Annotated in this window: 1 protein-coding gene; it reads left to right on the top strand. The window is 53.6% G+C overall.

The window, feature by feature from the left end:
• Window positions 1-189 precede the first annotated feature (189 nt).
• Window positions 190-816, top strand: a 627-nt coding sequence (locus C4N24_RS15000) for a cation transporter (protein WP_431733142.1), incomplete at its 3' end; no start/stop codon positions are given.

The following is an 816-nucleotide window of genomic DNA, read 5'->3' as shown; positions in this document are numbered from 1 at the left end:
TGCTCAGCAAAAATCGAGAAAGAAGTCGGTGAGCTGGGTGGCGTGGCTTCTTCGACCGTGAATCTGATGAACCAGACATTGACTGTTCAGGCAGGAACATCGGTGGCTACCTCCCTGCTGGACACCGTTACCACGATCGTCCACAGCCACGAGCCAGATGTTGAAGTGTCGGAAAAGACCGAACCTGCGGTGACGAAAGTCTATCTCCTGAAAGGTCTGGACTGCCCGAACTGCTCAGCAAAGATCGAGAAAGAAGTCGGTGAGCTGGATGGCGTGACTTCTTCGACCGTGAATCTGATGAACCAGACATTGACTGTTCAGGCAGGAACATCGGTGGCTACCTCCCTGCTGGACACCGTTACCACGATCGTCCACAGCCACGAGCCAGATGTTGAAGTGTCGGAAAAGACCGAACCTGCGGTGACGAAGGTCTATCTCCTGAAAGGTCTGGACTGTCCGAACTGCTCAGCAAAGATCGAGAAAGAAGTCGGTGAGCTGGATGGCGTGACTTCTTCGACCGTGAATCTGATGAACCAGACATTGACTGTTCAGGCAGGAACATCGGTGGCTACCTCCCTGCTGGACACCGTTACCACGATCGTCCACAGCCACGAGCCAGATGTTGAAGTGTCGGAAAAGACCGAACCTGCGGTGACGAAAGTCTATCTCCTGAAAGGTCTGGACTGCCCGAACTGCTCAGCAAAGATCGAGAAAGAAGTCGGTGAGCTGGATGGCGTGACTTCTTCGACCGTGAATCTGATGAACCAGACGCTGACTGTTCAGGCTGGAACATCGGTAGCTGCTTCCTTGCTGGAT

Source organism: Faecalibacterium prausnitzii (genome assembly GCF_003287405.1).
Taxonomy (GTDB): Bacteria; Bacillota; Clostridia; order Oscillospirales; family Ruminococcaceae; genus Faecalibacterium; species Faecalibacterium intestinale.
Note: the sequence above shows the minus strand (reverse complement) of the source record. Positions and strands in the feature narration are given on the sequence as shown.